The following is a 22,959-nucleotide window of genomic DNA, read 5'->3' as shown; positions in this document are numbered from 1 at the left end:
GGAATTATCTTGCATAATTTCTGCAAGGCATTTAGAAAATTCCTACATTTTTCCTGCAGGAAATCAAGCGGCATTTTTTGCTTCAAACATCACGCTTTTTGATGGATGCTCGCGACAGAAGATTCTGACGCGCACAGCGCCTAAAACAAAACGGAATCAGGGATTTATTGCTTGATGAACAACAATGGTCCGGTGCGCTACAAGGTGGCCGAAGCGGCAAGGCTGGCAGGCATTTCCGCCTCCACGGCGCGCCTCTGGGAAAGCCAGGGCCTGCTCGTTCCCGGCCGCTCGGAAACAGGGCATCGGCAATACAGCGCCGAGGATGTCGCCCGTCTGAAGCGGATTTCGTGGTATCGCGTCGAGCGCGGCCTCAATCCGGCGGCGATCCGCGAGGCACTGGAAAGCGAGGAGCCATCGGCCGAATCCGCCGAGAGCAGCAGCACTTCCGACATCGGCCGCAGGCTCCGCAGTCTTCGCCATGCGGCGGGCAAGACGCTGGAGCAGGTGGCGAGCGATATGGGCATCACCTCTTCGACCCTGTCGACGCTGGAGCGCACGTCGCAGGGCGTCAGCTTCAAGACGCTGCACGATCTCGCGGAATATTACGGCACCACAGTCTCGCGCCTTTCCGGCGAGGAGAGCGAAGACGTTACCGCAATCATCCGTTCCGGCGAATGGCGCACCTGGCCGCAGACGACGCCCGGCGTTACGGTGCAACTGCTGGCCGAAGGCCGACGGATGATGGATTGCCATCGTTTCGTGCTGGCACCGGGGGCTGCCAGCGAAGGCGCCTACCGGCATGAAGGCGAGGAATTCATGCATGTGCTTTCCGGCCGCCTCGAACTCGTTCTCGATTCCGATCAGTTCTTCGATCTCGGCCCCGGTGACTCGCTCTACTTCGAAAGCCGCCGCTATCATTCCTGGCGCAATCGTCACGATGGCGAGACCGTGCTCCTGTGGATCAATACGCCACCGACATTCTAACTCTCGAAGAACGTTAAAGCGGTATCGCTACGGCTGCCTTTGCGCTATAGCGCGACGTGAGACATTGAAACGATAAGAGACAGCCATGGCCGCCACCATCCGTTACCACGAAGGCGATATTTCAGAGGCGGACGCCGCCCGTTATACAGGTGCGATCGCGATCGATACGGAAACGCTCGGCCTCGTGCCGCGCCGCGACCGGCTCTGCGTCGTGCAGCTTTCTCCGGGCGACGGCACCGCCGATGTCATCCGCATTGCCGCCGGACAGAAGGAAGCGCCCAACCTCGTCGCCATGTTCGCCGATCCGGCTCGCCAGAAGATATTCCATTATGGACGCTTCGATATCGCTGTGCTGTTCCACACCTTCGGCGTCACTACGGCGCCGGTCTTCTGCACCAAGATCGCATCGCGCCTATGCCGCACCTATACGGATCGCCACGGCCTGAAGGACAATCTAAAGGAAATGCTCGACGTCGACATCTCCAAGGTGCAGCAGTCGTCGGATTGGGCAGCGGCGACCCTGTCGCCGGCGCAGCTCGAATATGCCGCCTCCGATGTGCTCTATCTGCATGCGTTGCGCGACAAGCTGACCGAGCGGCTGATCCGCGACGGCCGCATCGACCACGCAACCGCCTGCTTCGAATTCCTGCCGACCCGCGCCAAACTCGATCTGCTCGGCTGGGAAGAAGCGGATATCTTCGCCCATAGCTGAAGTCTTTAAGGCCAAAAACACGCCTGCGGCGGCCGGGCGGGATTTCATCCCCGCCCGGCCGTTAGCGTTTCATTAACGAGACTTCGGTAAGATTATCGCTAATTTCTATGCATTCGACGGTGCGATGACGCGCCATGCGGACAGGAGGATCTGCTGGAGAATGCGAGGGGCCGGATGAGCGCGGTCCTCTTGTGATCTGCTTCCATCGTCACTTTGCGACAAAAGGAGCATGCCATGTTGACTCCGGTTCGTGCAGCGTCAAATGCAAGCCTTTCCTCCCACGGCCAAACTGCGGTGATCGTTGCCAACGGGCTCGGTCGTTCAGTCGTTGCGCCGACGCCTGTCCAGGCAGTCGAAGCCACAGACCTCAATTCAGCGATTGCCGGCAAGCTCAATATCCTTCTCGCAGCCGCTCGCGAGCGCATGTTCGACGCGCTGCTCGATGCCATCAATGCCGCCTCCCGCGCGCTGCCGCTGCCGCGCCGGGAATTGGAAAGCAATCTCGCTTTTGCATCGCGTCTCGCAGAAGCGATCCAGAAGCTTCCGGCCGCCCGGATCAACGAGATCGAGACCCAGCTCGCGGGCGCCGGTCATACTCTGCCGCTGCGGTTGATTGCTGAGGCACTGAAGAATCCGGCCGGTCCGGAGGCAGCCCGCGTGATCGCCTATCTGGAAACGATCCGTTATAAGGATCGTGATCTGGCGGCCCGCGCCGTCGTTCGCTCCTATCGCCAGAACGATGCTTCGCCTCTGCGCCCGGAAGCACGGCCAAACATCGCAATCCAGGAAGAGAAACTGCTGCCAATCGCAAAGGCGCAGCAATCGCCCGTACGGGAAACTCAGGCCTCCATGCCAACCAAGAGAGCGTTGCCGCTTGCGCCAGCTGTGCTCATTGCCGAATTGGCGGAGCAACCGGTCAAAATCGTCGAGGCGGCATTTGAAGAGCCTGCGCGCGCAGAGGACAACCCTCTCGAATTCCGTGATGCGGTTGACGTGCAGGCCGAGGATCCGGTTTCGGCGGATACGCCGAAGTTGATCGACGAGCCAATAGACGTTGAAGCTCAGATCCCGGCGGTGCGCTCCGATCCTTCGGAGCCGGTTATTCCGAAAGTCTGGACCGGTGTTCTTGCCTCGATGACCGAAGAAGCTTCGGAGCTCATCGTTGCAATCATCGGCGAGCAGGAAACGGCAACACTCCTGGACGATTTGGCAGCGGTGCCGGGGACAACCGAGAGGCCAGCCGGCGACATGGTAGCCGAGGCAGAGCCGGCGCCGGCAGACATTTCCGAAGCCGCGGTCCCTGCGAAGCTGCAGCAGACAGTGGTGACTGCGCGGTTACCGGTTGCCGATTCCACGCAGATTGTCCACCAGCAGAAAGACATCGTCGCGCAGCCGCAGGTTCTTCCTGCCGATATTGCAGAGGCCGTGCAGAAGTCAGGTTTGCTGAAGCCAATTGATGGGATGCCATACGCCCAGCATCCTTACCAGTTCGCCAAGGACGGTGCCCCACGCCGCGACGGCGAAATGCATCGTCGCGACTACGAAGGCAGTGGCTCCGAGGGCGAGCAGCAGGCCAACACAGGCAGCGAGCATCAGGACGCAGAGGCTGAAGGCGAGCAACGAGCGGAAGGTGTCGCGCCGCAGGATCTGCCCGAGGTCGACGCCACAGCATCAGGCAATACCGTCGCCGATCCGGTTTACGCACTCTATCAGCGCATGGCCGGCTGGGAATAAGCAACAAAAAACCCGCCGGATCGCTCCAGCGGGATCTTGATTTCAAAGGCTTGACGATTACTCGCCGCGGTTCTTCAGAGCCGCGCCAAGGATGTCGCCGAGCGAAGCGCCGCTATCGGATGAACCGAACTGAGCGACAGCTTCCTTCTCTTCTGCGATTTCCAGCGCCTTGATGGACAGCATGATCTTGCGGTCCTTCTTGGAGAAGTTGGTGACGCGGGCGTCAACAACCTGGCCAACCGAGAAGCGTTCCGGACGCTGCTCGTCGCGGTCACGCGAGAGGTCTGCGCGGCGGATGAACGAAGTGATGTCTTCGTGGTCGACGAGCTTCACTTCGATGCCGCCGTCGTTGACTGCGATGACTTCGCAGGAAACGACTGCATTCTTGCGCAGGTCGCCGGAAGCAGCTGCTTCGCCAACCGCATCCTTGCCGAGCTGCTTGATGCCGAGCGAGATGCGTTCCTTCTCGACGTCGACGTCGAGAACAACTGCCTTGACGACGTCACCCTTGTTGAACTCTTCGATGACCTGCTCGCCCGGACGGTTCCAGTCGAGGTCGGAGAGATGCACCATGCCGTCAACGTCGCCGTCGAGACCGATGAACAGGCCGAATTCGGTCTTGTTCTTGACTTCGCCTTCAACTTCAGTGCCGGCCGGATGATTGCGGGCGAATGCTGCCCACGGATTTTCCAGCGTCTGCTTGAGGCCGAGCGAAATACGGCGCTTGGACGGATCGACTTCGAGGACGACGACTTCGACTTCCTGGCTCGTGGACAGGATCTTGCCGGGGTGTACGTTCTTCTTGGTCCAGGACATTTCCGAGATGTGGATCAGGCCTTCGATGCCCGGCTCCAGCTCGACGAACGCACCGTAGTCGGTGATGTTCGTGACTGTACCGGAAATCTTCTTGCCTTCCGGATACTTGGCCTGGATGCCATCCCACGGATCGCTCTCGAGCTGCTTCATGCCAAGCGAGATGCGGTGGGTTTCCTGGTTGATGCGGATGATCTGAACCTTGACCTGCTGGCCGATGTTCAGGATTTCCGACGGATGGTTCACACGGCGCCATGCCATGTCGGTGACGTGCAGCAGGCCGTCGATGCCGCCCAGGTCAACGAATGCACCGTAATCGGTGATGTTCTTGACGACGCCGTCAACAACCTGGCCTTCTTCGAGGTTCTGAACGATTTCAGAACGCTGCTCGGCACGGGACTCTTCCAGAACCGTACGGCGCGAAACCACGATGTTGCCGCGGCGCTTGTCCATCTTGAGGATTTCGAAGGGCTGCGGGTTGTGCATCAGCGGGGAAACGTCGCGGATCGGACGGATATCGACCTGAGAACGCGGCAGGAAGGCGATCGCACCGTCGAGGTCGACCGTGAAGCCGCCCTTGACCTGATTGAAGATTACGCCTTCGACGCGCTCGCCGGCTTCGAACTTTGCTTCAAGCTTGATCCAGCTTTCTTCGCGGCGAGCCTTCTCGCGCGACAGAACCGCTTCGCCAAGCGCGTTTTCGATACGCTCGACATACACTTCAACTTCGTCGCCGACCTTCAGCGAACCATCCTTGGCTTTCGCGCCGAATTCCTTGAGCGCGATGCGGCCTTCGACCTTCAGGCCGACGTCGACAACGGCGACATCTTTTTCGATGCCGGTGACGATGCCCTTGGTGACATAGCCTTCAGCCAGATCGTTCTTGGCAAAGGACTCTTCGAGAAGGGCCGCGAAATCCTCGCGAGAGGGAGTAGCTACTGACATAAAATCTCCTGCGTGACCTTTGATACTGACAAGGCCCACGTATGCGCCGGTTGGTTCGTGTTAAACGGGCCTGAACCCAGTCCGCCTCCTTGCAAGGAAGCAATCCGGCGCTTGGACGGAATTTCAGGCTTTTAATAAAGCGCTTCCCGGCAAAAGCACGGAACGATCGCTCGAATTCAGTTATTTCGGCTCAATGCTGCGTCGATGATCGATTTCGCAGCTTGAAACGCGGCCTCTATACTCATTTCCGACGTATCAAGCAAGTGTGCTTCTTCCGCTGGTTTCAAGGGGCTGTCGGCCCGTCCCATATCGCGCTCGTCGCGCCGCTTCACGTCCTCGAAGATCGCATCGAAATCCGCCGTTCCTCCCTTGCCGATGATCTCCTCGTAGCGGCGCCTGGCGCGCACCTCCGGGGAAGCCGTCACATAAAGCTTCACCGGCGCATCCGGGCAGACGACGGTGCCGATATCACGTCCGTCGAGCACTGTTCCCGGAGCCTTTTCCGAAAACCGCCGCTGCGCCTCCACCAGCGCCCGGCGTACGGCCGGCATGACGGCAATCTTTGAGGCGGCTTCGCCGATCTCATGCTTTGAAAGTATATCGCGTTCGAGGTCGGCCAGTTCAACCTCGCGAGCGATCTTTTCGGCGACGTGCTCGTTATCGAGCGGCAGGCCGGCGTCGAGCAACGCCTTCGCAGCCGCTCGATAAGTCAGGCCAGTATCGAGATGATGAAAGCCGTACTCATCGGCGATCTGCCGCGAAAGGGTGCCCTTGCCCGCGGCTGCGGGTCCGTCGATGGCAATTGTAAATGTCTTGCTCAATGGTTTCCTTCCAGCCTGCCGGAGCGCTTCACAAGATCCAGCATCTCGGCCTCACCGGTCGTCCCGCCGACGCCTGTCGCCACGCCTTCGCGACCTGCGACCGGCCTGTTTTGGCTGACCTTCCACTTGCCTTCGATCGCCGCAATCTCGAGTTCGACGCCGATGATGCCTTTCAGTTGCGCTCGGATAAAATCCTCAGGTGCGTCGACGACCCATGGATGGGCGCGGATCAGCTGGTGCTCTGTCGCCAGATCATCTTCCCTGAAATGGGGTGATTGATACATCTGTTTCTCGATGATTTATCGTTTCCGGCGCTACCTAACACAATGTTATTTACCGGTCATCTGACGATCATTTCACCATACTGATTGCAGCGCGAAGTTTTAGCTTTGACATCGTTGGCCGCAACGATTATGGGGACCGGCTTATAAATTCCGATGAAACGCCGGTTTGAACGGCATTTGCCGAATTTAGCATTCGGCCATTCTCACGAGGCTTATAGTGGCGAAAGCGGAACTTGGAACCAAGCGTACCGATCCGGAAACCGGCAAGAAATTCTACGATCTGAACCGGGATCCGATCGTTTCTCCTTATACCGGAAAGTCCTACCCATTGTCGTTCTTCCAGGAAACCTCGGCCGCAGCAGCCGAGATCGCCGAAGAAGATGAGGTTCAGGAAGTCGATACCGAAAACACCGAAGTCGAACTCGTATCGCTGGAAGACGCTGATGAAGGCGCATCCGGCGATGATATCCCAGATATCGGCGATGACGACGTCGAAATCGAAGGCGATGACGACGATACCTTCCTCGAAGCCGACGAAGACGATGAAGACGACGACATGAGCGACATCATCGGCGTCACCGGCGACGAAGACGAAGTCTGATCGTAAAGCGCGGCCCGGACGACAAAAAGTCTCCGGGCCGTTTTTTTGGGCTTGCCATCTGCGAAAACCGCAAGTAAGAAGCCGCCACTCCGCCAGGCATATGCCACGGAGTATCCCAGGACCGGCAAAATACCGGACCACCCTGATGGGGCTATAGCTCAGCTGGGAGAGCGCTTGCATGGCATGCAAGAGGTCAGCGGTTCGATCCCGCTTAGCTCCACCAAATTATCCAAGCAAAACCCGACTACGAATTTGTGGGCAAGCAACGGGAAGTACGAGCGACTTCTTGTGTAGTTCTCCGAGCCGCGTTGTTGTTCGCCAGCTATCAGGGGCCTAATCTCGTAAGTGGAACCATTGATCATCACAAAAAGTTTACGGGTTGCGGATATTGCAGTTATTGCGGATATTGCGAATACTGATTCGCACTGCTATATCCTCCTAAAAATTATAAAAAAAGGATGTCACCAATGTCGCAACTGCTAGACCGCCCAATCCTGCCGTCGGCGGACGATACTGAATTGGCCGCCGAGGCCAGTCGCTACATTTCACGTGCGAAGCATGAAGGTGCTGAACTTCGAGTTCAAGTTGATGGCGGGGAGCTCCTAAAGCTTCCCAAGGCTGTCAGCGAGTTACTGTATCATCTCCTAACTGAAATGGCTCAGGGTAATGCTGTAACTTTGATACCCGTCCATGCTGAGCTGACAACTCAGGAGGCGGCAGATCATCTTAATGTGTCGCGGCCCTACCTGATCAAACTTTTGGAAGAGGGGAAAATCCCATTCCATATGGTTGGAAGCCATCGCCGAATAAAGTTTAGCGACCTGGACGGTTTCCGTCGAAAGGCTGAGGACGAAAGAAAACGGCTCATGGACGAGCTGGCGAGTCAGGCCCAAGATTTGGGGATGGGCTATTAAGAAGTCTAGTTACACAGTCATCCTTGATGCTTGCGTCTTGTATCCCGCGCCGCTGCGAGATTTCCTTATGGAACTCGCTGCGGCGGGACAATTCAGAGCAAAGTGGTCAGATGAGATCCACGATGAATGGACACGAAACGTACTGAAAAACCGTGACGACCTTACAATTGAGCAACTCGGTCGCACCAAGGATTTGATGAACGCAGCGGTGCCAGACAGTGTGGTCGATGGCTATAGTGATCTTGTGCCTGCGCTTGCGCTTCCGGACCCAGACGATCGGCATGTCCTGGCAGCGGCGATAGTCTCAGCGAGCGACGCCATAGTCACGTTTAATCTCTCAGACTTTCCTAGGAAGACCGTTTCACAGTACGATATCGAAGTCCTCCACCCGGACGATTTCATCCATCACCAATTTGGCCTGAACAATGCCGGCGTGATAATCGCCGCGCAACATTGTCGAACTCGTTTGAAAAACCCGCCTAAGACGGCATCCGAATATTTAGAAACACTAGAGCGTCAGGGGTTACCCAAGACCGTAGCCGAACTGCGGGAATATCTTTTTGCGATTTAGCAAAGAGCTGCAACGGGAACTCTTAAGTTTGTGGCGCCGCATAGCTGATCCGGCCGTTGTCGACAAACAACCCCGTCTCGTGTTCGTTACCGCTTCGCACCCAGTCACGCGCGTCGGTTCGATAGCTCCACCAAGATCTCCAGATTTCACGTTAATATTCGGTGCTGGTCGGCGTGTTGTCGTTTCCCAAGCAAACCATTCTAGCAGCTGCCCCGCAGTTTAAAGCGGCTAGTCTCATACCCGACCCTTGCCATGAACTGCCGTTCGGCATAGCTCTGCCCCAATGCCCCGAATCCGGATATTCGATGCCCCACAAGGTTTCCCTTTCCCGTCTGAAGCTGACCGACTTCCGTAACTACGCGGCGGCTTCGCTCGTGCTCGACGGGCGGCATGTCGTGCTGACGGGGGATAACGGTGCCGGCAAGACCAATCTGATGGAGGCGGTTTCCTTCCTCTCGCCTGGCCGCGGTCTTCGCCGTGCCACCTATGCAGATGTCACGCGGGTCGGGGCCTCCGCGGGGTTTTCGATCTTCGTCGAGCTTGACGGCATGGAAGGTGAGGTCGAAATCGGGACTGGCATTGATGCTAGCGATGAAAATACCAGCCGCAAGCTGCGCATCAACGGCACGCCGGCAAAGACGGCCGACGAGTTGACGGATCATCTGCGCGTGCTCTGGCTGACGCCTGCCATGGATGGCCTTTTTGCCGGCGGATCTTCAGACCGGCGCCGCTTTCTCGACCGCCTCGTGCTGTCGCTCGATCCCGCACACGGTCGCCGCGCCACCGATTTCGAGCGCGCCATGCGCAGCCGCAACAAGCTACTGGACGACGGCCGTTTCGATCCCGCCTGGCTCTCGGGCATCGAAGAGCAGATGGCAAGCCTCGGCATCGCCATGGCGCTTGCACGCGAGGAAATGCTCGGCCTGCTTGCCCGCCTGATAGAGGAAACGCGCGAAACCTCGCCTTTCCCCTCCGCCACACTCGAGCTTTCCGGTTTCATGGATGGCCAGTTCGCGCGCCCTTCCGTAGACTTGGAAGATGAATATGCCGCGATGCTCGCTGAAAACCGCTATCGCGACGCGGCCGCCGGCCGCACGCTTGACGGCCCGCACCGAGCCGATCTGCTGGTCCGGCACCGCGAAAAGCAGATGGAGGCGGAGCGTTGCTCGACGGGCGAACAGAAGGCGCTGCTTGTCGGCCTGATCCTCGCCCATGCCAAGCTCGTCGCCAATCTCACCGGCCATGCGCCGATTCTGCTTCTCGACGAAATCGCCGCCCATCTCGACGAGGCCCGGCGCGGCGCGCTCTTCGATCTCATTGATGCGCTTGGCGGCCAGGCCTTCATGACCGGCACCGATCGCTCGATGTTTTCTCTCCTCGGCGACCGCGCTCAATTCTTCACTGTTGCCGAGGGCCGGGTCTTCGAATGACGGATGCCGCTTTCCCCGCGCCTTCAGGCCATGATAGCATTGCGTCCATGGAACCTTTGAGCCCGGAAGAAATCGCAAGATATCAGCGTCATATTCTGTTGCCTGAGATCGGCGGGGCGGGTCAGCAGAGACTGAAGGCCGCGCGTGTGCTGGTAATCGGCGCGGGCGGGCTTGGCGCACCTGTTCTGCAATATCTGGCAGCTGCCGGGATCGGCACACTCGGCATTGCCGATGACGATCGCGTTTCGCTCTCCAATCTGCAGCGGCAGGTCATCCATGACTCCGGCACAATTGGCGAACTGAAGACGGAAAGCGCCGCCTTTGCAATCGCCCGGCTGAATCCGCATGTGAACATCATCCGCTTCGAAGAGCGCTTTTCGTCGGAGTCCGCCCGCCGGCACCTTTCTGGCTTCGATTTGCTGATCGATGCGTCGGACAATTTCGAGACGCGTTACGCCGCAGCCGATGCCGCTGAGAAAGCGGAAATTCCGCTCGTGAGCGGCGCTGTCGGCCGTTTCGACGGTTCCTTGACTGTGTTGAAACCTTACGAACGAGCCGAAGATGGCGCGCTCAACCCCGCCTATCGCGATCTCTTTCCGGAAATCCCGCCGGAGGGCCTCATTCCGGCCTGCGCCGAAACCGGCATCATAGGAGCACTGACCGGTGTCATCGGCACGCTGATGGCGATGGAGGCGATCAAGCTCATTACCGGCGCCGGCGAACCGCTTATCGGCCGGTTGCTGCTCTACGATGCGCTTTCTGCCCGTTTCGACAGCGTCCGTTACAAGCGCCGCCGCGCGCAAGGGCCGAGCGTTTCATGAACATCGTCCGGATCGATGAGAATTTTCACCGCTGGAACGAGTTGCTGCAACTAATCCTCTCGTCCTTCGCCTATATGAATGGCCGCATCAATCCGCCGTCTTCGGCCCTGAGCCTGACACCGCAATCGCTTGCCGAGAAGACCCTAAACGAGATCGGCTACGTCGTGCTTGAAGACGAGGATTTGCTTGGCTGCATGTTCTTGAGGCCTGAGCCGGGATGTCTTTATCTCGGCAAACTCGCGGTCGCGCCGGAGGCGCAGGGCAGGGGTATCGGCAGGCTGTTGCTGCAGGTAGCCGAGGCGGCTGCGAGAGAGCGCCTGCTATCTGCGCTGCGGCTCGATACGCGCATCGAATTGACCGGCAACCATTCAGTCTTTGCCGCCTGGGGCTTTGCGAAGACGGCCGAAAAATCTCATCCGGGTTTCGATCGGGTCACCTATATCGAAATGCGCAAGGTTCTCGCCGTTTAGCGGCCGGGCAGTACGCGATTCGGCGGTCGGTGGCCGTCGATGAAGGCGCGGATGTTGATAATCACCTTGTCGCCCATATCGATGCGGCCTTCGATCGTTGCCGAACTCATGTGCGGCAGCAGCACCACCTTGCCCTCGTTCGCAAGTTTGACAAGCTTCGGGTTGACGGCAGGTTCGTTTTCGAAAACGTCGAGGCCGGCGCCGGCGATCTTTCCCTCCCTCAGGCATTTGATCAAGGCGCTCTCATCCACGACGTCACCGCGCGCCGTGTTGACGATATAGGCTGTCGGCTGCAGCAGCGCGAGGCGGCGAGCGGAAATCAAGTGAAAGGTTGCGGGCGTCGAAGGGCAATTGATGGAAACGATGTCGACCCGTGCCAGCATCTGGTCGAGGCTTTCCCAATAAGTCGCCTCTAGTTCGTCCTCGGTCGCCGGGCTCACCCGCTTGCGGTTGTGATAGTGGATCGACAGGCCGAATGCCTTGGCGCGGCGCGCGACGGCCGTGCCTATCCGGCCCATGCCGACGATGCCGATGCGCTTGCCGTGAATGCGCCGGCCGAGCATCCAGGTCGGCGACCATCCGGCCCATTCGCCGGGCTTGTCGGTAAGCACCCGTGCACCTTCGCCGAGGCGCCGGGGCACGGCGAGGATCAGCGCCATGGTCATGTCGGCCGTGTCCTCGGTCAGAACATTCGGCGTGTTGGTGACGGTAATGCCCCTGCGGGCTGCCGCCTCGACGTCGATGTGGTCGGTGCCGTTCGAAAAGCTCGCTATCAGCTTCATTTGCGGCCCGGACTGCTCGATAAGAGCGGCATCGATGCGGTCCGTCACCGTCGGCACCAGGACGTCGGCTGTCTTTACGGCCTCGATGAGTTCAGAGGCGGAGCGTGGCGAATCATCGATATTGAGCTCGGCGTCGAAAAGTTCCCGCATGCGCGTTTCCACCGCATCCGGCAGTTTCCGGGTGATGTAAACCTTCGGTTTTTTCTTTGATGTCATCGCGGCCGGCCATGCCTTGTTCAGAGGTCTTTAACCAAGACGGGGGATAATTTTCCCGTCTCGGGCATTTTCTACCAGACCCACACGCGAAGACAAACAAAACTCGCGGGTAGCGTTAGGTGAATGTCAAAGCCCGGCGGCAAGCAGGCTGGATCTGCTGGCGTACTTGAGCGAACGGAAATCTCCATGCGTGGAAAATATTTGAACGTCTGCCTCGTCTTTGCGGTTGGTCTGATGTTTGCGGGGGAAGCCGTCGAACCCGCGTATGCGCAGGTGGCAAAGGGGCCGAGCGGCCTGCCGCTTCCGCGGTTCGTCTCGCTGAAGTCCAAGCGCGTCAATCTGCGCATCGGTCCGGGAACGGATTATGCCGCGTCGTGGATGTATCTGAAAGCCGGCCTGCCGGTCGAAATCATCCAAGAATACGACAACTGGCGCCGTATCCGCGATGCGGATGGCACGGAAGGTTGGGTCAACCAATCGCTGCTGTCAAGTCAGCGCGCGGCGATTGCCGCCCCGTGGATGAAGGGCAAGGGCAAGTTCGTCTATGTCAACATGCGCCGTGAGCCGCAGTCGTCAGCGACCGTGGTTGCCAAGCTGGAGCCGGGTGTGATGATCCATATCGCCGAATGCAACGGCGATTGGTGTCATGCCGAAGCCGACAGCGCCGAAGGTTGGGTGGCGCAGTCGGAAATCTGGGGCGCTTATCCGGGCGAAGCTTTCAAATAAGCTGCGCGTCGCGGGCGGCTTCGGAAAGCGATTTCATCGGCCGCGGCCCGATCTGCTGAATGACGATCCCAGCTGCAAGGCAGCCAAGCTTGCCGCAATCTTCCAGCGTCCGTCCCTGCGTGTAACCATAGAGGAAGCCTGAAGCGAAGAGGTCGCCGGCACCGGTCGTATCGACCACTTCCTTGATGCGGATCGCATCGACATACCAGCGCTCGTTGCCCTTCAGCATAACGGCGCCGTTTTCGCTCATCGTCACGGCCGCGATCTTGCAATCCTTGGCGATCTTGTTGAGCGCCACCTCGAAATCGTCCGTCTCATAGAGCGCGAGTACTTCCTGCCGGTTGGCAAACACGATGTCGACAGTGCCGGAGCGCATGAGGTCGAGGAACTCCGCGCGGTAGCGATCGACGCAGAAGCTGTCCGAAAGCGTCATGGAGACTTCGCGGCCGTTCTCATGGGCGATGCGGGCGCATTCGCGAATCGCTTCCTTGGCGCGCGGCGGATCCCAGAGATAGCCTTCGAAGTACGTCACCTTGGCTTGTGCCACGACCTCGGGCTCGACATCCTCCGGGCCGAGTTCGACGCAGGCGCCGAGATAGGTATTCATCGAGCGTTCGCCGTCATCCGTGACGAAGATCATCGAGCGCGCGGTCGGTGGGAACGTGCCCTTTGGTTTCGTCTGGTAATGTACGCCCTGTGCCCGGATGTCGTGCGCGAAAATCTCGCCGAGCTGATCCTCCGCTACCTTGCCGAAATAGGCGGCCCTGCCGCCGAGGCTTGCAACGCCCGCTGCCGTATTGCCGGCGCTGCCGCCTGAAGCTTCGAGCGCCGGCCCCATGCGCGAATAAAGAAGTTCGGCGCGGGCGGCGTCGATAAGGTTCATCGCCGCCTTGGTGATATTGTTGTCAATGAGGAACTGGTCGTCGCAGCGCGCGATGATATCGACGATGGCGTTGCCGACAGTCAGAACATCGAATTTTGTCATGAAAGGGAAGGTTCCGGATTAGATGATAGCCGGGATCCGGTCTTACCGGAATTTCCGGGCTTTGGAAGAAAAAACGCCGCCAGTTGCCCATTTCTTCGCAAATGCCGTCGATCCGTCATGTCGTTGTCACCTTGAGCTTTTAGACACGATCATAAGCAGACCGGCATGAGCAGCCTTTGGGTTGCGGCCGGATGAGAAGGGATGATGCCCTTCGACTGTGTACCGGAGCAGGCGCTGACCACGGATGAACTGGCAGCACCGGAACCGGGTGTCCGGCCAGTCCGGATGCGGAAAAGCGGGCAGTGCCCGCTTTTTTTGTTCCTGCCGTCCGGTTCGTTGCGCGCCTCTTTTGCCAATCCATTTGTCAACGAAGAAGTTTTGCTGCTAGAGCAGGGTATCCCCGCGCAAGGCATCCCTCCGCATGATAGCCATCATTTTTGACGTCCTTCCCATCTTCATCATGATCCTGATCGGCTGGCTGATCGTCAAAACTGGACTGCTGAAGGCAGATGTCGGCGACGCCTTGAGCGATTTCGTTTTCAAGATTGCCGTCCCACTGCTCCTTTTCCGCACGATTGCCGAAGCGGATTTTCATGGCGCTTCGCCATTTCGTCTCTGGATCGCTTATTTCTCCGGCGTTGCGGTGACCTGGACGGCGGGCCACATCGCAGCGACCCGTTTTTTTGGCCGTGATGATCGCATCGGCGTGCTTGCCGGCGTTTCGTCGGCATTTGCCAATACGATCTTCGTCGGTCTGCCGCTTGTTCAACGCACGGTCGGCAATGAGGGCCTTGTACCGCTTTCCATCCTCATCGCCGTGCATCTGCCGGTCATGATGGTCATCGGCACGATCATGATGGAGCGGGCGGAGCGGAAGATTGCGGGCAAAGGCGAACGCAGCATGCTGAAACTCTTTCGCCAGATCGGTCTCAATCTTGTCCGCAATCCGCTCGTTATCGGTCTTGTCGCAGGTGCCGCGGTTCACCTTGCAGGTCTTCCAATGCCGCTGCCGGTGGCGTCCATTGTCGACCAACTGGCGGGCGTTGCTGGGCCTGTGGCCCTGGTATCTCTGGGCATGGCGCTCGAGAAGTATGGCGTTTCCGGCAATGTCGGCATTGCCAGCGTCACATCTGCCTTCAAACTGGTGTTGCTTCCATGCTGCGTCTGGGCCGCAAGCCATCTGGTTGGATTGACCGGCAGTTGGACCGCGGCGCTGGTGCTGATCGCCGCTGTTCCCACCGGCGTCAACGCCTGGCTGATCGCCAACCGTTTCGGCGTCGGCCACAGCCTCGCGGCCTCCACCATCACGGTCACGACAGCACTCGGCGCCATTTCGGTTTCGCTCTGGGCCTACCTGCTCGGCGCCTGATCGCAACAAAAAAGCCCGGCGTCGGCCGGGCTCTCGATTCCGTCGGAAAGCTTTGAACGATTACTGCGTAACGGTGTCGGGCGCGTTCGGATCCGGCAACGGAACCGGTGCGTCTGCCAGCGTGTGCAAGTAAAGGATCACGTTCGCGCGGTCCTGTTCCTTCGGCAGACCGGCAAAGCCCATGGCCGTGCCCGGAATCTGCTTTTTCGGTGCCAGCAGGAAGTGGTTCAGGTGATCGAAGGTCCACTTTTCGCTGCCGCCCTTGGAGAAATCCTTCATGGGGGAGGAATAGGCGAAGCCCTCATGCGAAGCGATCGGACGATCGACGAGACCATAGAGGTTCGGGCCGACTTTGTTTGGCCCTCCCTTGGTCACGTCATGACAGGACTGACACTTCTTGAATACCGTTTCGCCTGCCTTGGCATCGGCGCTGGCAAGAAGCTTGGCGATCGGAACCACAGCTGCTGCAGGTGCAGCCTCGCCACCGCCGGCAGCGGGTGCCTCTTCCGCAACGATGGCGAAACCTTCCTTCTCCGGCGCTTCGGAGTGGAAGATCCCTTCGGACGCGATCGAGACTGACATCAGGACGAAAATCGTTCCGAGCAGCGCCCCAACGCCCATATTGACATAAGAATTCATCTGCAATGCTCCCCGTGCAGTCGGCAGACCCTGAATAGGCACCATCTTGAAATCGCGCGGAACCTATGTCTTTTGGCAGTTCGTTGCAACTGTCTAAATGGTCTTGTACGTGAGACTTTTTGACACTTTCCCGCCTGGAATAGAAGGTCCGAACGATGACTGCTTCAAATTTAGATGACGTGCTGGTTCTGATCCCCGCCCGCATGGCGTCCACCCGCCTTCCCGGCAAGCCGCTGGCCGATATTTGCGGATTGCCGATGATCGTCCAGGTCGCTTTGCGAGCGAAGGAAGCGGAGATCGGCCGTGTCGTCATCGCGGTCGACGACGAGGAGGTTTTCGAGGCGGTTTCGAAGGCCGGCTTCGAAGTCGTTATGACCCGCAAGGATCATCAATCCGGCTCCGATCGCATTTTCGAAGCCTTGCACAAGGTCGACCCGGACGCGAGCGCCAGGATCGTCGTCAACGTCCAAGGCGATCTACCGACCATCGATCCCGAAACGATCCGCGCTGCATTGCGCCCGTTGGAAGAGGAGACCGTCGATATCGCGACGCTCACCGTCGAGATCACTGATGAGGAAGAGAGGACCAATCCGAACGTTGTCAAGGTCGTGGGGTCTCCGCTCTCCGAAACGCGTCTTCATGCGCTCTATTTCACCCGCGCGACAGCACCTTATGGCCAAGGGCCGCTCTATCACCATATCGGCCTCTATGCATATCGCCGGGCTGCGCTCGAGAAATTCGTCTCGCTCGGACCGTCGGCCCTTGAGAAGCGCGAATCCCTGGAGCAGCTTCGCGCGCTCGAAGCCGGCATGCGCATCGACGTGGAGATCGTTAAAACCGTTCCGCTTGGGGTCGATACGCCGGCCGATCTCGATAAAGCCCGCCGCATTCTTTCGGCAAGGAAGGCATGAAGGACATCGTCATGAACATCAAGACCAATCGAATCTCGTTTCAAGGCGAATTCGGCGCGAACTCCGACATGGCCTGCCGTGACATGTTCCCGACAATGGAGCCGTTGCCTTGCCAGACATTTGAAGACGCCTTCATGGCGGTCGACAATGGTGATGCCGATATTGCGATGATCCCGATTGAAAACACGATCGCGGGCCGAGTCGCCGATATCCACCACCTCCTGCCGGAGTCGCGGCTGCACATCATCGCCGAATACTTCATGCCGATCCGTTTTCAGCTGATGGTGCTGCCCGGAGTCGCGAAGGACGAAATACGCACCGTGCACAGCCACATCCACGCGCTGGGTCAATGCCGCAAGATCGTGCGGGCAAATGGCTGGAAGCCGGTGATTGCGGGAGATACGGCAGGTGCCGCGAAGCTCGTCAAGGAAACCGGCGACCGAACCATGGCGGCGCTTGCGCCGCGTCTTGCCGCCGAACTCTATAGCCTCGACATCGTTGCCGAAAATGTCGAGGACACCGAGAGCAATGTTACGCGCTTCGTCGTGCTCTCGCGCGACGAGGAATGGGCAAACCGCAGCTCCAAGGAAGAAAAGATCGTCACGACCTTCGTCTTCAACGTCCGCAACATTCCGGCCGCGCTCTATAAGGCTCTGGGTGGTTTCGCGACGAACAACATCAACATGACGAAGCTCGAAAGCTATCAGCTGGGTGGCAAATTCGTGGCGACGCAGTTTTACGCCGATATCGAAGGCGATCCGAACGATGCCCATGTGCGCCGGGCTTTGGAAGAGTTGCGGTTCTTTTCAGAGAATGTCCGCATTCTCGGGGTCTACAGGGGCCACCCGATGCGCGGCCAACTGCACAAGTGAGGAAGGGCGCCGACGGCGCCCTTCCTGCTCTTTCACTTGTCGGGTTCGCAGACGCGCAACCGGTGGCCGTCCGGATCGAGCGCGACAAAGGTCGGGCCGAAATCGAGATCGGTCAGCTCCTGAGCAATTGGCAGACCGCGCTTTCGCCAATCCTCGTATTGTTTGGCAACGGCATTTTCGCCAGCCACCATGAAGGCGACCTCGCCGCGATTGCCGATCGCGGAAGGTTGCGGCTCGACCGTGCTGCGCCGCCACAGCCCGAGCGTGAAGCCGCCGTCGAGCGGGAACGCGACGAAATTCGGCGCGGCTACCCCGGGTTCGCGGCCGAGCAGATCCTTGTAAAAGATCGCACTTTCGGCAGGATCCTTGACGTAAAGAATGATGAGGTTCGGGCTGGTCATATCGGTGTCCCTCGTATTTGGAAAAGGTTTCGCAGATTCAGCGCGACGGCAAGCGCTAAAGCCGCCGCTGATGCGGCGGCGCTACGTCGGTTAGACGGTTTAGTGAATTCAGTTGCTCTCGTGGTGTGGGTGGTTCCAGTCCATGAACCCGATATCGCGCTTCATGTAATCGGACATCGCATCGAGATCGAGCTGAGGATAGCGGCTCCGCACCATCTTGCGCGATGCGTTCAGCATCATTCGCAGCATCAGAGATTGGGGGTATCTCGCTTGCGTAGTCGTGTCCTCGACCACGCGATTTCTGCATGTCGATCGGGTGAGGTTCAAGCTCGTCATCATCGGTCCTCCAGTTTGGGATTGTCCCGATAATAGCGCTGGCCACTGTCAGTTTATGGCAGTAGCGTCGAGGCTAAGACGAAATTTCCTGCTGATCCCGCCACTCCTTGAGAAGCACTGCGCGGCGGCGCGGATAACGTACGTCTTGGGGTCTCATTTCGACGATCCGGTCGGTGCGGAAATGACGGTAATCCTGCCGCAGTTCGCACCACGCCACCACGACGCGGACCTGCTCGAAGTAGCTGAGCGCAAAGGGCCAGATATTGCGGACGGAGACGGTTCCGCTCTCGTCGGAATAGGTCAGCTTGAGAATCCGTTCGCTGCGGATCGCCTTGCGAATGGCGTCAAGATCCGCCTTGTCGGCAACGGGCGGACGCAGGTGAACGAGAAGCGTCGAGGTCTCGATTTCATCGCGCATTTCGTGTGGCAGGACGTCGGCAATCTTCGCCAGTGCATCGGCGCCGGCAGCAGCAAGACGCGGATCGGCGGCGCGGGCGACCCAGCGCGAACCGAGGACCAATGCCTCGATCTCGTCCTGCGAAAACATCATCGGCGGCAGCATGAAGCCGGGCTTCAAGACGTAGCCGATGCCGGGTTCGCCTTCGATCAGGGCCCCCCTGCCCCTGGAGGCTGGCGATATCGCGATAGAGCGTGCGGATGCTGACGCCTGTTTCCGTAGCAAGGACGGCACCGCTCACCGGCCGTCGGTAGCGCCGCAACGTCTGAAGCAGGGTCAGAAGGCGTTCCGAGCGCGCCATCACATCAGCCTATTGCTTTTTCCACTCCACCCAATCGCGCATCAGGCGGTGCGCGATAGCGCCTTTGGGCGGCGAAGCCTGGCCGTTGGCGCCGGGGCGTTCGAGCATTTCAAGTGTTTCCTCGCGGGTGAACCAGCGGCAATCTTCCAGTTCCGATTCGTCGCGGTGGACCTCTGCTGATTTCGCCTCGGCATAGCAGCCGATCATCAGCGTATGCGGCATCGGCCAGGGCTGCGACGCGTGGTAGCGAATCCGGCCGGTCTTGATACCGGATTCTTCCAGCGTCTCGCGGCGCACGGCATTTTCGATCGTTTCGCCGGGCTCGACGAAGCCGGCGAGGCAGGAATACATGCCCGGCGTAAAATGGTGGCTGCGGCCGAGCAGGCAAAGGTCGCGCTGTTCATCGATCGTCAGCATGATGACCACCGGGTCGGTGCGCGGGAAGATCATGTGTTCGCAGGCCGTGCAAACCCGCTTGTAGCCGCCGATGCGCATCTCCATCGTGCTACCGCAACGGCCGCAGAAGCGGTTGTCGCCGTTCCAGCGGATGAGGCTTGCGGCCTGGGCGAATTCGCCAAGCAGAACGTCATCGACGAGCTGGTCGCGGTAGAGCGTCCGGCCGTCGGCGGGCTTGTAGTGGCTTTCAAGTTCCTCGGCCGGAATGCCGACGGGAACGGCAAGCCGCGGTTCGCCCGTCTTGCGGTAGCCGAGCAGGATCGACTCGTCCCAATGTGGCTGCAGTTCCTGCAGTTCGTAGCGGGCAAACAGCGGATCGAGCACTTGTCCATCATGCTTCAGGACAAGCTTGTCCTTGGCGAAGGCGAAGATATGCGTGCCGTCCTTCGCCAGTGCATTTTCGACGGACTGCTCGTCGCGATGTTCGGAATCGCGGTTGAGGTCGTTTGCGGCAAAGGCGGTGAGATTGCTGGGCTCCGGATGTGGGACATCCGAATCGAAAAGCGAACGGTTCATGATGAAAGGGCTTCCCGCAACTTCGCTATGAATTCATCTCTCTTGCCCGCTTCGTAGGGCTCGGCCTTACCGAAGCTCCACACGGGGCCTGGCCAGTTGGCATCGCCTTCGAAGCGGGCAATGACATGAACATGAAGCTGACGGACGATATTGCCAAGGGCCCCGATGTTGATTTTTGTGGCACCGGTGATCTTCTTCAGCGCAGCCGCGGTCATTTCGGTTTCGAAGGTGAGAAGCACCTGATCGAGCGGCGTGAGTTCGAAGATCTCCGTCATGTTGGCCCTGCGTGGCACCAGGATCAGCCACGGCCAGCGGGCGTCCTTCGATAATCGGAGATCACACAGACCCGTCTGCATGACGCTGTCGCTATCGCTCTCCAGCCGACGGTCGAGAATGAAATCGTCCAACAGGCATTCCTCCATATTTTTCCTATGATTAGCAGTTTTTTTTGAGCTTGGCTTGCTTTTGATGGCGATATTGCCGATATGTGCATCCGGGAGGTTGGTGGTGGACGAGCCACTCGCCAACCGGGTCAGGTCCGGAAGGAAGCAGCCCTAACGAGCCCGGCACGGGTCATCGTGCCAGCCTCCCACCCTTCTCTCTTCCAAATGCCCGGCGTTCCGGGCGATAAGCAGGGCGATGAGCGACACCGAGCGACAGTCACAAGATGCCGCCTCGACGGGCACCGGGTACCGGGTGCTGGCACGCAAATACCGCCCCAAGGATTTCACGGACCTCATGGTCGGCCAGGAGCCGATGGTCCGCACGCTGACCAACGCCTTCGAGACCGGCCGCATTGCGCAGGCCTACATGCTGACCGGCGTCCGTGGCGTCGGCAAGACGACGACAGCCCGTATTCTGGCGCGCGCGCTGAATTACAAGACGCCCGAGATCGACAAGCCGACGATCGACCTGCGCGTGCCGGGCGAGCATTGCCAGGCGATCATGGAAGGCCGCCATGTCGACGTGATCGAGATGGACGCCGCCTCCCATACCGGTATCGACGATATCCGTGAAATCATCGAGCAGGTACGCTATCGGCCGGTGTCTGCGCGCTACAAGGTTTATATCATCGACGAAGTACACATGCTTTCGACACAGGCCTTCAACGGCTTGCTGAAGACGCTCGAAGAGCCGCCGGAGCACGTGAAGTTCATTTTTGCGACCACCGAAATCCGCAAGGTTCCGATTACCGTTCTCTCGCGCTGCCAGCGCTTCGATCTCCGCCGCATCAGCGCGGCGGATCTGGTCGGCTTGTTTACAACCATCGCAGCGAAGGAAGGCATCGATGCGGAGCCGGATGCGCTGGCGATGATCGCGCGCGCCGCTGAAGGCTCGGCACGTGACGGCCTTTCGCTGCTTGACCAGGCAATCGCCCATGGTAGCGGTGTAGTCCAGGCGGAAGCGGTGCGCGGCATGCTGGGCCTTGCCGATCGTGCTCGCATCGTCGATCTCTTCGAGCATGTTGCCAGAGGCGATGTCGCCGCAGCGCTTGCCGCATTTCAGGCGCAGTACGAGGCGGGCGCAAATCCCGTCGTCGTGTTGACCGACCTTGCCGATTTCACCCATCTCGTTACCCGGCTGAAATATGTGCCGGACGCGGCTAATGACCCGTCGCTCAGCGAAGTCGAGCGAACCAGGGCTTCCGAGTTCGCTCAAGGGATTGCGGTAACGACGCTGTCGCGGATCTGGCAGATGTTGTTGAAGGGCATTCCGGAAACCGAAAGCGCTTCGCGCACGGCCGGTGCGGCGGAAATGGTGCTGATACGGTTGGCGCATGCCGCGCATCTGCCGTCGCCCGAAGATGCCGCGCGTCGCCTTGCCGAGCTCTCCGAAAACGGCAGCGGTTCGCGTCCTTCGCCTACGCCGTCGGGTACCGGTAGCGGCAATGGTGTCCGTGTACCATATCAGTCGGCGGTAGCCGTACGCGCGACGGAGAGCACGCCGAGGCCGCAGCCTTCAGGGGGACCGGCCATGTTGCGTGCCGTACCCGATCCCGATCCGCAGCTGACGCAGACGGCAGGCCGCATCGAGACGAAGCCAGCGGAAGCGCCCAAGCCGCTCGTTCATGTCAATTCGATCGCCGATATCGTCAATCTCGCTGCGGAAAAGCGCGACCCGAAGCTGAAAGCACTCGTGCGCAATTTCGTGCGGCCCGTGAAGATCGAGACCGGCCGTCTCGACGTTAACCTTACCGACGGGGCGCCGGCGACACTGCTCAACGAGCTTGCCGTGAAGTTGAAGGAATGGACCGGCATACACTGGATCGTCAGCCTCAGCCGCGAGGCCGGCGACCCGACGATGGTCGAGGCAGAAGCCAAGGCCAAGGAGCAGCAGGTGAGCGACGCCCGGCAGGATCCGGATGTGGCGGCAATCCTGGCGCAGTTTCCGGGCGCAAAGATCATCGACGTCCGGGTAAGGGCACCCGAACCGGAGGAGGAAGGCGAGGCGAAGCCGCCTGCAGTCGCTGAATCCGAAGAGGGTGACATTCTGCCCGGCGACGACATAGAATTCTGAAGTTGAAGAAGGAACCAGACGATGCGCGACCTCATGGGCATGATGGGCAAAGTCAAGGAAATGCAGGCCAAGATGGAGCAGATGCAGGCGGAAATAGCCGAGCTCCAGGCTGAAGGAAAGGCGGGCGGCGGTCTCGTGACCGTTGTCATGAGCGGCAAGGGCGAACTGAAGAGCCTGAAGATCGACCCGTCGCTCTTCAAGGAAGACGATGTCGAGATCCTCGAGGATCTGATCATTGCCGCCCACAAGGATGCCAAGGACAAGGCGGAAGCCGCTGCAGCCGAAAAGACGAAGGCGCTGACCGCCGGCCTGCCAATCCCGCCCGGCTTCAAGATGCCGTTCTGAGCTTTGCAGCGATCTACGCGGGAAGAGAGC

Annotated in this window: 26 protein-coding genes, 1 tRNA gene, 1 other RNA gene and 1 pseudogene; 18 read left to right on the top strand and 11 right to left on the bottom strand. The window is 59.4% G+C overall.

Annotated features, from left to right (window positions below; all coding sequences use genetic code 11):
- The first annotated feature begins 174 nt into the window (after nt 1–174).
- From ACZ9DP_RS35200 to ACZ9DP_RS35190, 3 genes are all read left to right on the top strand, one after another.
- Complete coding sequence (locus ACZ9DP_RS35200; protein ID WP_194728594.1) at nt 175–984, top strand: MerR family transcriptional regulator; 810 nt, start codon at nt 175–177, stop codon at nt 982–984.
- Between the two features lie 85 nt (nt 985–1,069).
- On the top strand, nt 1,070–1,696 hold the full coding sequence (locus tag ACZ9DP_RS35195; protein WP_476205137.1) for a ribonuclease D: 627 nt from the start codon (nt 1,070–1,072) through the stop codon (nt 1,694–1,696).
- A gap of 234 nt (nt 1,697–1,930) precedes the next feature.
- Complete coding sequence (locus ACZ9DP_RS35190; RefSeq protein WP_476205136.1) at nt 1,931–3,430, top strand: hypothetical protein; 1,500 nt, start codon at nt 1,931–1,933, stop codon at nt 3,428–3,430.
- A 57-nt stretch (nt 3,431–3,487) separates the two neighbouring features.
- Here the strand turns inward: ACZ9DP_RS35190 and rpsA are convergent, their stop codons facing one another.
- The 3 genes from rpsA to ACZ9DP_RS35175 all read right to left on the bottom strand — a co-directional run bounded on the left by rpsA (nt 3,488) and on the right by ACZ9DP_RS35175 (nt 6,293).
- A complete protein-coding gene (rpsA, locus tag ACZ9DP_RS35185) occupies nt 3,488–5,188 on the bottom strand; it encodes a 30S ribosomal protein S1 (protein WP_022713201.1) in 1,701 nt (566 codons plus the stop codon).
- Between the two features lie 176 nt (nt 5,189–5,364).
- Entirely contained in the window at nt 5,365–6,009 is a 645-nt protein-coding gene (gene cmk, locus ACZ9DP_RS35180; protein WP_476205134.1) for a (d)CMP kinase, read from the bottom strand.
- The gene (locus ACZ9DP_RS35175) at nt 6,006–6,293 is read right to left on the bottom strand and encodes a hypothetical protein (protein WP_476205132.1); all 288 of its coding nucleotides are present in this window, start codon (nt 6,291–6,293) and stop codon (nt 6,006–6,008) included. The genes cmk and ACZ9DP_RS35175 overlap by 4 nt, the downstream gene beginning before the upstream one ends.
- 217 nt (nt 6,294–6,510) lie before the next feature.
- Between ACZ9DP_RS35175 and ACZ9DP_RS35170 the strand changes: the two genes are divergently transcribed.
- The 7 genes from ACZ9DP_RS35170 to ACZ9DP_RS35140 all read left to right on the top strand — a co-directional run bounded on the left by ACZ9DP_RS35170 (nt 6,511) and on the right by ACZ9DP_RS35140 (nt 11,100).
- Entirely contained in the window at nt 6,511–6,894 is a 384-nt protein-coding gene (locus tag ACZ9DP_RS35170; RefSeq protein WP_022713204.1) for a TIGR02300 family protein, read from the top strand.
- Between the two features lie 147 nt (nt 6,895–7,041).
- Nucleotides 7,042–7,117: transfer RNA gene (locus ACZ9DP_RS35165), tRNA-Ala, on the top strand.
- A 244-nt stretch (nt 7,118–7,361) separates the two neighbouring features.
- Nucleotides 7,362–7,808 carry a helix-turn-helix domain-containing protein gene (locus ACZ9DP_RS35160; RefSeq protein WP_476205131.1) on the top strand — a complete coding sequence of 149 codons (447 nt, stop codon included), beginning with the start codon at nt 7,362–7,364 and terminating at the stop codon, nt 7,806–7,808.
- A complete protein-coding gene (locus ACZ9DP_RS35155; RefSeq protein WP_476205532.1) occupies nt 7,738–8,379 on the top strand; it encodes a PIN domain-containing protein in 642 nt (213 codons plus the stop codon). Before ACZ9DP_RS35160 ends, ACZ9DP_RS35155 begins: the two co-directional genes overlap by 71 nt.
- 305 nt (nt 8,380–8,684) lie before the next feature.
- The gene (gene recF, locus ACZ9DP_RS35150) at nt 8,685–9,809 is read left to right on the top strand and encodes a DNA replication/repair protein RecF (RefSeq protein WP_194728596.1); all 1,125 of its coding nucleotides are present in this window, start codon (nt 8,685–8,687) and stop codon (nt 9,807–9,809) included.
- Complete coding sequence (locus tag ACZ9DP_RS35145; protein ID WP_074066197.1) at nt 9,806–10,630, top strand: molybdopterin-synthase adenylyltransferase MoeB; 825 nt, start codon at nt 9,806–9,808, stop codon at nt 10,628–10,630. The genes recF and ACZ9DP_RS35145 overlap by 4 nt, the downstream gene beginning before the upstream one ends.
- A complete protein-coding gene (locus ACZ9DP_RS35140; RefSeq protein ID WP_476205129.1) occupies nt 10,627–11,100 on the top strand; it encodes a GNAT family N-acetyltransferase in 474 nt (157 codons plus the stop codon). Before ACZ9DP_RS35145 ends, ACZ9DP_RS35140 begins: the two co-directional genes overlap by 4 nt.
- Here ACZ9DP_RS35140 and ACZ9DP_RS35135 read toward each other — a convergent pair.
- Nucleotides 11,097–12,098: a 2-hydroxyacid dehydrogenase gene (locus ACZ9DP_RS35135; protein ID WP_022713210.1), complete on the bottom strand. Its 1,002-nt coding sequence runs from the start codon at nt 12,096–12,098 to the stop codon at nt 11,097–11,099. The two genes, ACZ9DP_RS35140 and ACZ9DP_RS35135, sit on opposite strands and share 4 nt — an antisense overlap.
- 186 nt (nt 12,099–12,284) lie before the next feature.
- On the opposite strand from ACZ9DP_RS35135, the gene ACZ9DP_RS35130 reads away from it, so the two are divergent.
- Nucleotides 12,285–12,824 (top strand): SH3 domain-containing protein, encoded by a 540-nt coding sequence (locus ACZ9DP_RS35130; protein WP_476205128.1) that lies wholly within the window; start codon nt 12,285–12,287, stop codon nt 12,822–12,824.
- Here the strand turns inward: ACZ9DP_RS35130 and ACZ9DP_RS35125 are convergent.
- Nucleotides 12,817–13,809, bottom strand: coding sequence for an adenosine kinase (locus ACZ9DP_RS35125; protein ID WP_194728599.1), 993 nt, complete (start codon nt 13,807–13,809; stop codon nt 12,817–12,819). The genes ACZ9DP_RS35130 and ACZ9DP_RS35125 overlap by 8 nt on opposite strands.
- Before the next feature lie 201 nt (nt 13,810–14,010).
- On the opposite strand from ACZ9DP_RS35125, the gene ACZ9DP_RS35120 reads away from it, so the two are divergent.
- Nucleotides 14,011–14,250, top strand: coding sequence for a hypothetical protein (locus ACZ9DP_RS35120; protein WP_476205127.1), 240 nt, complete (start codon nt 14,011–14,013; stop codon nt 14,248–14,250).
- Entirely contained in the window at nt 14,231–15,178 is a 948-nt protein-coding gene (locus tag ACZ9DP_RS35115; RefSeq protein WP_476205126.1) for an AEC family transporter, read from the top strand. Before ACZ9DP_RS35120 ends, ACZ9DP_RS35115 begins: the two co-directional genes overlap by 20 nt.
- 60 nt (nt 15,179–15,238) lie before the next feature.
- Here the strand turns inward: ACZ9DP_RS35115 and ACZ9DP_RS35110 are convergent, their stop codons facing one another.
- Nucleotides 15,239–15,817 (bottom strand): c-type cytochrome, encoded by a 579-nt coding sequence (locus tag ACZ9DP_RS35110; protein ID WP_074066204.1) that lies wholly within the window; start codon nt 15,815–15,817, stop codon nt 15,239–15,241.
- 155 nt (nt 15,818–15,972) lie between these two features.
- On the opposite strand from ACZ9DP_RS35110, the gene ACZ9DP_RS35105 reads away from it, so the two are divergent.
- The gene (locus tag ACZ9DP_RS35105) at nt 15,973–16,728 is read left to right on the top strand and encodes a 3-deoxy-manno-octulosonate cytidylyltransferase (RefSeq protein ID WP_074066205.1); all 756 of its coding nucleotides are present in this window, start codon (nt 15,973–15,975) and stop codon (nt 16,726–16,728) included.
- An 11-nt stretch (nt 16,729–16,739) separates the two neighbouring features.
- Nucleotides 16,740–17,600, top strand: a complete 861-nt coding sequence (locus ACZ9DP_RS35100; protein ID WP_194728601.1) for a prephenate dehydratase — start codon at nt 16,740–16,742, stop codon at nt 17,598–17,600.
- 32 nt (nt 17,601–17,632) lie between these two features.
- Here ACZ9DP_RS35100 and ACZ9DP_RS35095 read toward each other — a convergent pair whose 3' ends face one another.
- The 5 genes and pseudogenes from ACZ9DP_RS35095 to ACZ9DP_RS35075 all read right to left on the bottom strand — a co-directional run bounded on the left by ACZ9DP_RS35095 (nt 17,633) and on the right by ACZ9DP_RS35075 (nt 20,474).
- The gene (locus tag ACZ9DP_RS35095) at nt 17,633–18,001 is read right to left on the bottom strand and encodes a VOC family protein (protein ID WP_022713217.1); all 369 of its coding nucleotides are present in this window, start codon (nt 17,999–18,001) and stop codon (nt 17,633–17,635) included.
- Nucleotides 18,002–18,109: 108 nt separating this feature from the next.
- The gene (locus tag ACZ9DP_RS35090) at nt 18,110–18,241 is read right to left on the bottom strand and encodes a hypothetical protein (protein ID WP_257788093.1); all 132 of its coding nucleotides are present in this window, start codon (nt 18,239–18,241) and stop codon (nt 18,110–18,112) included.
- A gap of 169 nt (nt 18,242–18,410) precedes the next feature.
- A pseudogene (locus ACZ9DP_RS35085) lies at nt 18,411–19,095 on the bottom strand (helix-turn-helix transcriptional regulator).
- A gap of 9 nt (nt 19,096–19,104) precedes the next feature.
- Nucleotides 19,105–20,067 carry an NAD(+) diphosphatase gene (gene nudC, locus ACZ9DP_RS35080; protein WP_476205124.1) on the bottom strand — a complete coding sequence of 321 codons (963 nt, stop codon included), beginning with the start codon at nt 20,065–20,067 and terminating at the stop codon, nt 19,105–19,107.
- Entirely contained in the window at nt 20,064–20,474 is a 411-nt protein-coding gene (locus ACZ9DP_RS35075; RefSeq protein WP_028739367.1) for an HIT domain-containing protein, read from the bottom strand. Before ACZ9DP_RS35075 ends, nudC begins: the two co-directional genes overlap by 4 nt.
- A gap of 89 nt (nt 20,475–20,563) precedes the next feature.
- On the opposite strand from ACZ9DP_RS35075, the gene ffs reads away from it, so the two are divergent.
- From ffs to ACZ9DP_RS35060, 3 genes are all read left to right on the top strand, one after another.
- An RNA gene (gene ffs / locus ACZ9DP_RS35070) (signal recognition particle sRNA small type) lies at nt 20,564–20,660 on the top strand.
- A 46-nt stretch (nt 20,661–20,706) separates the two neighbouring features.
- Nucleotides 20,707–22,584, top strand: a complete 1,878-nt coding sequence (locus ACZ9DP_RS35065) for a DNA polymerase III subunit gamma/tau (RefSeq protein ID WP_476205122.1) — start codon at nt 20,707–20,709, stop codon at nt 22,582–22,584.
- Nucleotides 22,585–22,605: 21 nt separating this feature from the next.
- Nucleotides 22,606–22,929: a YbaB/EbfC family nucleoid-associated protein gene (locus tag ACZ9DP_RS35060; RefSeq protein ID WP_022713223.1), complete on the top strand. Its 324-nt coding sequence runs from the start codon at nt 22,606–22,608 to the stop codon at nt 22,927–22,929.
- The last annotated feature ends 30 nt before the right edge of the window (nt 22,930–22,959 follow it).

Source organism: Rhizobium sp. USDA 4016, from assembly GCF_056279705.1.
This window is presented reverse-complemented; position numbering and strand designations above follow the sequence as displayed.